This window comes from Streptomyces sp. NPDC017890 (genome assembly GCF_044328675.1).
Lineage (GTDB): Bacteria > Actinomycetota > Actinomycetes > Streptomycetales > Streptomycetaceae > Streptomyces.
On sequence record NZ_JBIRHU010000006.1, the window covers coordinates 291,652 to 301,178 of the forward strand.

General features: G+C 74.1%; 6 protein-coding genes. 4 read left to right on the forward strand and 2 right to left on the reverse strand.

The features are described from left to right. Nucleotides 1-193: 193 nt before the first annotated feature. Nucleotides 194-2,752, forward strand: coding sequence for a SpoIIE family protein phosphatase (locus tag ACH4F2_RS10775; protein WP_398132347.1), 2,559 nt, complete (start codon nucleotides 194-196; stop codon nucleotides 2,750-2,752). 99 nt (nucleotides 2,753-2,851) lie between these two features. After that, nucleotides 2,852-5,593, forward strand: coding sequence for a SpoIIE family protein phosphatase (locus ACH4F2_RS10780; RefSeq protein WP_398132348.1), 2,742 nt, complete (start codon nucleotides 2,852-2,854; stop codon nucleotides 5,591-5,593). Between the two features lie 147 nt (nucleotides 5,594-5,740). Here the strand turns inward: ACH4F2_RS10780 and ACH4F2_RS10785 are convergent, their stop codons facing one another. Further along, nucleotides 5,741-5,914 carry a CsbD family protein gene (locus ACH4F2_RS10785; RefSeq protein WP_073728798.1) on the reverse strand — a complete coding sequence of 58 codons (174 nt, stop codon included), beginning with the start codon at nucleotides 5,912-5,914 and terminating at the stop codon, nucleotides 5,741-5,743. Between the two features lie 154 nt (nucleotides 5,915-6,068). Between ACH4F2_RS10785 and ACH4F2_RS10790 the strand changes: the two genes are divergently transcribed. Next, entirely contained in the window at nucleotides 6,069-6,215 is a 147-nt protein-coding gene (locus ACH4F2_RS10790) for a hypothetical protein (protein WP_398132349.1), read from the forward strand. A 37-nt stretch (nucleotides 6,216-6,252) separates the two neighbouring features. Here ACH4F2_RS10790 and ACH4F2_RS10795 read toward each other — a convergent pair whose 3' ends face one another. Then, a complete protein-coding gene (locus tag ACH4F2_RS10795) occupies nucleotides 6,253-7,722 on the reverse strand; it encodes an MFS transporter (RefSeq protein ID WP_398132350.1) in 1,470 nt (489 codons plus the stop codon). A 241-nt stretch (nucleotides 7,723-7,963) separates the two neighbouring features. Between ACH4F2_RS10795 and ACH4F2_RS10800 the strand changes: the two genes are divergently transcribed. Continuing rightward, a complete protein-coding gene (locus ACH4F2_RS10800) occupies nucleotides 7,964-9,328 on the forward strand; it encodes an FAD-dependent oxidoreductase (protein WP_398132351.1) in 1,365 nt (454 codons plus the stop codon). The last annotated feature ends 199 nt before the right edge of the window (nucleotides 9,329-9,527 follow it).

Here is a 9,527-nt window from a genome sequence, read left to right on the forward strand (position 1 = left end):
AAGAAACTCCGAAAGTTTCGGTAGAGTTTCCGAATGTCGCGGAGGAGGTTACGGACTCCCGGACGCGGGGTCAACGCCCCGTCGTACTCACCCGTGCGGCCCGGGCCACGTGCGCGACCGGCTGTGGTGGCGCATTCTTGCTGTGTCGCCCGCGTGACGGCGCACGGACGACGGGGCCGACGAGGTGGGGCCGATGAGTGCTGGCGCCGAGGACGCGGACCGCATGCCCGGACGGCTGACGACCCTGCTGACCGACGCATGTGCCCAGGCCATCGGCGCGGCCGGCGGCCATGTGGGCGGGGTCTACCTGTGCTCCCGCGCCCCCGGCCTGCTGCGGCTGGCCGTTCTCGCCGGACTGCCCGGGCCCCTGTTCCGGCCGTGGTGGCGGCTGCACGCCGAGAGTCCGTTCCCGGTCGCCGACGCCTACCGGCTGGGCGTCCGCGTGGTGCTGCCCAACGCGGCGGAGACCATGCGCCGCTACCCGCAGTTCGCGGCCGGCCTGCCCTTCCCGTTCGGGTCCCTGTACGTGCCCGTCGCCGGGGCGACGCGGACGTACGGCGTCCTGACCGTCCTGCGTCCCGGCGCGTCGGACACCGCCGAGATGGTGGAGGGGGCGGACCGGGTGGAACGGCTGGCCCGGCGGCTCGGTGCGGCCCTGGAGCGGCTGGACGAGGACCGCGAAGCCCCGCCGGTCGTCTGGGACGGCGAACCGCTGTGCCTGCGGCCGCCCCCGTCCGTACGGCACGCTCAGCACGCCGGAAGTTTCGCCTGGGATCCGGCCACCGGCGACGTCACCCTCGACGAGCCGCTGTGCGCGCTGCTGGGCGTGGCGGGGACCGCCCACGGACCCGCCACCACCGCACTCGACACGCTCACCCGCGCCCTTGCCCCCGACGACGGGCACCGGATCGCCGCGGCGCTGCGGCAGACCGCTGCCGGCCGGCCTCCACCGCTGCCCCTGTACGTGTGCGCCTCGGACGGTGCGCTGCTTCTGGTGGAGCTGTGGAGACCACCGGCCGCGCCACCCGTCGGCGGCCCGGTGCGCGGTGTCGTACTCGATCCGTCCACCGGCACCGTGGCCGACGCCGCGGCCGACCTGCTTCCGGACGGGGTGTTCTGCGTGGACCGCCTGGGCACGATCGTCTACGCCAATCCGCGCGCCGCCCGGCTGCTGGGCCGGCCGCGGGCCCGGCTGGTCGGCCACCTTCTTTGGGAGGCCGTGCCCTGGCTGGACCAGGCCGCGTACGAGGACCACCTCCGCGGCGCCCTGCTCTCCCCCGAGCCGGTCCGCTTCCATGTCCGGCGGCCGCCCGTCGACAGCCGCCGGACCACTCCGCGGCCCTACGAGGGAGACTGGCTCGCCGTCTCCGTGCATCCGGGGCCGGATCTCCTGACGGGCACTCTCCGCCCGGCCAACCGGGTGGCCGACATGTCCGCCGGTACCGCACCCGAGCACGGCGCGCCGGAAGCGGCGCACGGTGACGGCGGCCCCTCGCCGGACGCCGTCGCCACCACGGCGCCCGTGTACCGCCCCATCGTCCTGGCCGTGGCCCTGACCGAGGCCGTCACCGCCCGCCAGGTGTCCGCCGTGGTCGTGCGGGAGCTGCTGCCGGCGTTCGGCGGCCGCCGGCTCGCCATCTACCTGCTCCAGGACCGCCATCTGCATCTGGCGTGGGAGACGGGCTTCCCACCGGGCTTCCTCACACGCTTCGAGGGGGTGGCGCTGGACGCCCGGCTGCCCGGGGTCGAGACGCTGACCAGCGGCCGGCCGCTCTTCTTCGACTCCATGCAGGCACTGGCCGCCGCGTACCCGGGCATTCCGCTGGACGCCACGGAGGGCGCCCGCGCCTTCCTGCCGCTGATCGCCTCCGGGCGCCCGGTCGGCTCCTGCATCCTCGGTTTCGACCGCGCCCGCGGCTTCGGCACCGAGGAGCGCGCGGTGCTCACCGCCCTCGCCGGGGTGATCGCCCACGCCATGGAGAAGGCCCGGCGCTACGAGACCGAGACCGCCCTCGCCCGCGGACTCCAGCGGGCCCTGCTGCCGCGGCGGCTGCCTGCGCACCCCCTGCTGGAGACCGCGGGACGCTATGTGCCGGGGACCCAGGGCATGGACGTGGGCGGTGACTGGTACGACGTCGTCGCCTCGGGGGACGGCATGGCCCTGGTCATCGGCGATGTGCAGGGGCACGGCGTGCAGGCGGCGGCCACGATGGGGCAACTGCGCAGCGCCGTGCGCGCCTTCGCCCTCGGCGACCGTCCGCCCGACGAGGTGCTGAGCGGCGTCAACCACCTGCTGACCGACCTGGACCCGGGTCTGTTCGCGAGCTGCTGCTACGTCCGCCTCGACCCTGCGACCGGACGGGCCTGCGCGGCCCGCGCGGGGCACCTGCCGCCTCTCCTGCGCCACCCGGACGGACGCACCGAGGCACTGGACCTGCCCGGCGGTGTGGTGCTCGGCGTGGACCCGGGGGCCCGGTACCCGCTGACGGAGTTCCCGGTCGAGCCCGGTGCCGTCCTCGCCCTCTACACGGACGGGCTGGTGGAGCGGCCCGGCACCGACATCGACGACGGGATCACCGCGCTGCGGCTGGCGCTGGCCAGGGCCGGGACGCCCGCCGAACGGCCTGGCAGCCACTCGCTGGCGGGTGTCGCCGACGGGATCGTCGTCACCGCCCGCCAGGCCGTGGACCGTCCCGACGACATCGCCCTGCTGCTCGCCACCCGCCGCCCCCGGCGGGGGAGTCACCCGTGAGGGCGGCGGCGGGCCCGGGGCCGGCGGACCGCTCCGGCACCGGGGTGCCCCTCGCCTCCTCGCGCCCGGCAGTGTAGACATGGGCACATGGTCCGACTGATGGGTCGATCGGGAGAGCGGTCACCCCGTCGTCCCAGCGGCCCGCCGGCCCGGCACCCGCGCGACGCGGACCGGTCGCGGCGGGGGGCGGGCGCGGGGCGGCCGCGGCGCGCCGCGGCCGTGCGCTCGGCGCTGTCCGGGCGCAGCGTCGCCGGCCAGGTCTTCGTCATGAACGTGATCATCGTCCTGCTGCTCGTGGTGGCCGCCGCCATCGCGCTGGTGCTCCAGGTACGGCACGACAGCACGGTGGAGGCCCGCAACCGGTCCGTCGCCGTCGCCGCGACGTTCGCCGACTCCCCCGGCATCCGGGAGGCGCTGCGCGGCCCCGACCCCACGGCGGTCCTCCAGCCCCGGGCCGAGGCGGTGCGCAGGGCCACGGGCGTGGACTTCGTCACCGTCACGAACACCGACGGCATCCGCTACACCCACCCCAAGCCGGACCGCATCGGCAAGGAGTTCGTGGGAGACATCGCCCCCGCGCTGGCCGGGGAGACGGTGACCGAGGAGATCGAGGGGACGCTCGGCCCGCTGGTGCAGGCCGTCGTCCCCGTCAAGGCGGCCGACGGCACGGTCGTGGGCCTGGTCTCGGCAGGCATCACGACGGAGAACGTGGGCGGTGCCGCCGAGCGGCAGCTGCCGCTGGTACTGATCGTGGCGGGCATCGGACTGGTCCTGGCGACGGCGGGCACGGCATTCGTCGGCCGGCGGCTGCTGCGGCAGACGCACGGTCTGGGCCCGCACGAGATGACCCGGATGTACGAGCACCACGACGCGGTCCTGCACAGCGTCCGGGAGGGCGTGCTCATCGTCGGCGCGGAGGGCAGGCTGCTGCTCGCCAACGACGAGGCGCAGCGTCTGCTGGACCTGCCCGCCGATGCCGAGGGGCGGCAGGTCCCCGACCTCGGGCTCCCGGCCGACACCGCGGAGCTGCTCGTCTCCGGACGGGTCGCCACGGACGAGGTGCATCTGGTCAAGGACCGCTTGCTGGCGGTCAACCAGCGGCCCACCGACGTACGGGGCGGACCGGCCGGCAGTGTCGCCACGCTCCGCGACTCCACGGAGCTGCGGGCCCTGTCCGGCCGGGCCGAGACCGCCCGGGAGCGCCTGGACATCCTGTACGCCGCCGGCGTGGGCATCGGCACCAGCCTGGACGTCACCCGTACCGCCGAGGAGCTGGCGGAGCTGGCCGTGCCCCGGTTCGCGGACTACGTCAGCGTGGACCTGTTCGACACCGTACTGGCCGGCGGCCAGCCGGGAGGCGTCACCCCGCTGCGCCGCTCCGCGCTCAGTGGCATCCGCAAGGAGGTCCCGCTCTACCCCGTGGGCCGGCAGATCCGTTTCGTGGCCTCCTCCCCGCAGGGCCGGTCCCTGCACACCGGCCGGCCCGTCCTGGAACCCCGCCTCGGCGACGCCCACGGCTGGCAGGCCCAGGACCGCGAACGCTCCGCGCAGGTGGTGGAGTACGGCGTCCACTCCCTGATCACCGTGCCGCTGCGGGCGGGCACCCTCGTGCTGGGCGTGGTCAGCTTCTGGCGTTCCGAGAAGCCCGAACCGTTCGACGAGGACGAGCTGGCACTCGCCGAGGAACTGGTCGCGCGCGCCGCGGTCTCCATCGACAACGCGCGCCGCTACACCCGCGAACACAGCATGGCGGTGACCCTCCAGCGCAGTCTGCTGCCCCGCAGGATGCCCGAGCAGAACGCCCTGGACGTCGCCTACCGGTACCTGCCCGCGCAGGCGGGGGTCGGCGGGGACTGGTTCGACGTACTGCCTCTGTCGGGGGCCCGGGTGGCGCTCGTGGTCGGTGACGTCGTCGGCCACGGGCTGCACGCCGCCGCCACCATGGGACGGCTGCGGACGGCGGTGCACAACTTCGCCGCCCTCGACCTGCCGCCCGACGAGCTGCTGGGCCTGCTGGACGAACTGGTCGGCCGCATCGACCAGGACGAGGCGGCCGACGACGGCAGCGCCCCGGTCACCGGCGCGACCTGCCTCTACGCGATCTACGACCCGGTCTCCGGCACCTGTGTGATCGCCCGGGCGGGCCACCCGCCGCCGGCGCTGATCCGGCCCGACGGCGGCGTGGAGTTCCCCGAGGTGCCCGTCGGCCCCCCGCTGGGCCTGGGCGGCCTCCCGTTCGAGACGACCGAGCTGCGCCTGGCGGAGGGCAGCCGGCTCGTGCTGTACACCGACGGGCTCGTCGAGGACCGGGAGCACGACATCGACGTCGGCCTCGAACACCTGCGCCGGGCGCTGGAGACGGCCGGCGAGTCGCCCGAGGAGACCTGCCGGGCCGTGCTCGACGCCCGGCTCCCGGACCGGCCGGGCGACGACATCGCCCTGCTCGTCGCCCGCACCCACGCGCTCGGTCCCGACCGGGTCGCCGAGTGGGAGGTGCCGAACGACCCGGCGGCGGTCGGCGAGGTGCGCTCCCAGGTCACCGGACGGCTGGCCGAGTGGGGACTGGACGAGCTGGCGTTCACGACCGAACTGATCCTGAGCGAGCTGGTCACCAACGCGATCCGGTACGGCGGTGAGACCGTCCACGTCCGGGTGCTGCGCGACCGCAGCCTGGTCTGCGAGGTGTTCGACAGCAGCAGCACCTCGCCCCACCTGCGCTACGCGGCCATGACCGACGAGGGCGGGCGCGGGCTGTTCCTCGTCGCACAGCTCGCCGAACGCTGGGGCACCCGCTACACCCCGGCCGGCAAGGTCATCTGGGCGGAGCAGCCGGTCCCCTGACGGCACCGGCGCGCCCCGCAGGCACCTCGCGCCGGTCCCGGCCCCGCCAGGACATGCGCGTTCCTGGCGGCAGCCCCCGCGCAACGGGCCGCGGAACCGGCCGTGTGCCGGGTTCCGCGGCCCGTGTGCCGCCCGTCGGTTCCGGTGTCAGTGCCGGAACGTGTCCTTGCCCTTCTCCTTGGCCTGCCTGGCGTCGCCCTTGGACTGCTCGGCGCGGCCCTCGGCCGTCATCCTCTCGTTGCCGACGGCCCGGCCGGCCGCTTCCTTGGCCTTCCCCTTGGCCTGCTCCATCTTGGCCTTGGACTTCTGGTTGCCGGCCACAACTGCTCACCTCACGGCGTTCGCTTCGGATGTCCTGCTACTGCGGGTCGCCCGGCACGGAGCGGTCAAACCCGGGGACGGCCGCCGGGGTGAGCGCAGGGCCGCGGGGTAGGAGGACGGACAAGAAGATCCGTCGTCGACTCGGAGGAACGTCATGGCCGGAATGCTGGACCGGATCAAGCGCTTCGCGCGCAGCCCGCAGGGCCGCCGGACGGCGGAGCAGGTCCGCCGGGCCGCCTCGGACCCCCGCCGCCGCGCGCAGGCCCAGGAGATGCTGCGGAAGTTCGGCAAACGCCGCTGAGCGCGCCGGGCCGGTTCGCCGTCGTGCCGGGAGCGTCTCAGCCCTGCCCCGCGTGGGTGTGGCTGTGGGACGTCTCCGGCGGGCAGCGCCCGGCGCGGTCGGAGCGGTCCCGACGCCAGTCGAAGACCGCGACGGCCAGCGCGCACAGCATGGCGGCGACCCCGGAGCCGACCGAGAGGGCCACGGCCTCGTGGTAGTCGTCGTGGGTGGCGTCCAGCGTCAGGTAGAACAGCCCCGGCAGCGCGGCGGTGCCCACAGCGCCGCCGAGGCGCTGCCCCGTCTGCAGGGCACCCCCGGCAGCGCCCGCCATCCGCACCGGGACGTCCCGCAGCGCCATCGTGATGTTGGGGGAGATCACACAGCCGCTGCCGAGCCCGCCGGCCAGCAGCGCCGGGGCCGCGATCCAGGCGGCCCGGTCGGAGGGGGCGAGCCAGAGCACCAGCGCGGTCGTGCCGAGCCCCAGCATGACGAGGACGAGTCCCCAGACGGTCAGCAGCCGTCCCAGCCGGTCGACCAGCCGGCCCGCCACGGCCGCCCCGGTGGCGGAGCCCACGGCGAACGGGGTCACCGCCAGGCCGGACATGAGGGGCGAGAATCCCAGCCCGTTCTGGAAGAAGAGCGCGAACACCAGCCACACCCCGCTGAAGCCGACGAAGTACAGGGCGGCGAGGCCCGCCCCTGTGGCGTAACCGCGGGTCTCGGTGAGCAGCCCGGGGTCCAGCAGCGGTTGTCCGTCGCGGCGGGCGACGCGGCGCTCCCACCGCACGAAGGCGAACAGGACGAGCAGTCCCGTCGGGAACAGCCACCACACCCGGCCCACTCCGCCGCCCTCGGCGAGGACGAGCGGCAGCATCAGGGCCAGGATCCCGGCACCGAGGAGCATTACTCCCACCGGGTCCAGGTGTCCGCGGCCGCCGGGGGCCACCCGGGGGAGCAGGCGGAAGCCGAGGAGGAGGGCCAGGGCGCCGATCGGGACGTTGACGTAAAAGATCCACCGCCAGCCCTCGGGGCCGGCCAGCGCGAGGATCAGACCGCCGACGACCGGCCCCACGGCGCTGGACACCCCCACGGTGGCGCCGAACAGTCCGAACGCGCGCCCGCGTTCCGCGCCCCGGAACATCTGCTGGATCAGTGCCGAGTTCTGCGGCGCGAGGCTGCCCGCGGCGACTCCCTGGGCGATCCGGGCCACCACCAGCAGCTCGATGCCCGGCGCGGCCCCCGCCGCGGCGCTGAAGACCACGAAGGCGGCCAGTGCGACGAGGAAGACGCGTCGTCTGCCGAAGGTGTCGCCGATGCGGCCGGCCGTCACCAGGGTCAGGGCGAACGCGAGGGCGTACCCGGACACGACCCATTGCACGGACGCCGCCGAGGTGTGCAGTCCCCGCTGCATGGAGGGCAGGGCGACGGCGACGATCGTCACGTCCAGCAGGGTCATGAATCCGGCGACCAGGGTCACCCAGAGGGCCCGCCACCGGTTCGGATCCGGGCGGTCGTCCGGACGGTGCACGCAGACTCCCCTCGTGAGGTGGACCCGGGGCGCGATCGTCGCGCCTCACGCCTGCGTCACCCGTGCCGGGTGGTTCAAACCCGGACACAGCCCGGACACAAAGCCGGGCACAAAGCCACCCCATGAGAACCCATAAGCCGCCCTTATGGCCTCATAGACCGGACCCGCGTACCGACTTAGGCTTGCCTCAGTTTAGGCTTCCCGCAGAGTCGATCTGTCACCGCTCGAAGGGAACCTGAACATGCCCCGCCCTCTGCGGGTAGCCATCGTCGGATCCGGCCCGGCCGGGATCTACGCCGCCGACGCCCTGCTCAAGTCCGAGGTGGCCACCGACCCCGGTGTGTCCATAGACATCTTCGAGCGCATGCCCGCCCCGTTCGGACTGATCCGTTACGGCGTCGCCCCCGACCACCCGCGGATCAAGGGCATCATCACGGCCCTGCACCAGGTGCTCGACAAGCCGCAGATCCGCCTCTTCGGCAATGTGGACTACGGGACCGACGTCAGCCTGGACGACCTGCGCACCTTCTACGACGGTGTGATCTTCGCCACGGGCGCCACCGCGGACCGGGCGCTGTCCGTTCCCGGCATCGACCTCGACGGCTCGTACGGCGCGGCCGACTTCGTGTCCTGGTACGACGGTCACCCGGACGTGCCGCGCACCTGGCCGCTGGAGGCGGAGAAGGTCGCCGTCCTCGGCGTCGGCAACGTAGCCCTCGACGTGGCCCGCATCCTGGCCAAGACGGCGGACGAGCTGCTGCCCACCGAGATCCCGCCGAACGTGTACGAGGGCCTCAAGGCCAACAAGGCTCTGGAGGTCCACGTCTTCGGCCGCCGCGGCCCGGCGCAGGCGAAGTTCAGCCCGATGGAGCTGCGGGAGCTGGACCACTCCCCCAACATCGAGGTGATCGTCGACCCGGAGGACATCGACTACGACGACGGCTCGATCGCGACCCGGCGCGGCAACAAGCAGGCCGACATGGTCGCCAAGACCCTGGAGAACTGGGCGATCCGCGACGTCGGCGACCGGCCGCACAAGCTGTTCCTGCACTTCTTCGAGTCGCCCTCCGAGATCCTCGGCGAGGACGGGAAGGTCGTGGGCCTGCGCACCGAGCGCACCGAGCTGGACGGCACCGGCAACGTCAAGGGCACCGGCGAGTTCAAGGACTGGGACGTCCAGGCGGTCTACCGGGCCGTCGGCTACCTGTCCGACCAGCTGCCCAAGCTGCCCTGGGACATCGACTCGGGCACGGTCCCGGACCAGGGCGGCCGGGTCGTCCAGGAGTCCGGTGAGCCCCTGTCGTCCACGTACGTCACCGGCTGGATCCGGCGCGGCCCGGTCGGCCTGATCGGCCACACCAAGGGCGACGCCAACGAGACGGTGTCCAACCTGCTGGACGACTACGCGAACGACAGGCTGCAGACGCCCGCGTCGCCCGCGCCGGAGGCCGTGGACGCCTTCCTCGCCGAGCGGAACGTCCGCTTCACCACCTGGGACGGCTGGTACCGCCTCGACGCCGCGGAGAAGGCGCTGGGTGAGCCGCAGGGGCGCGCGCGCGTGAAGCTCGTCGAGCGTGAGGACATGCTCCGGGAGAGCGGCGCCTGAACCGTGCCGCGGTGACCGGGCGCGGGGGGGGGGGGGGGGGGGGGGGGGGGGGGGGGCCCCGGGGGGGCCGGGGGGGGGCGGGGGGGGGGGGGGGGGGGGGGGGGGGGGCAGTCGCTGCCGTTGACGAGCCGGTGGGCGCGACCGCCGGGGGAGTGTCGTCCACGCTGATACCGAAGTCGGTGGCCAGCCCCGCGAGCCC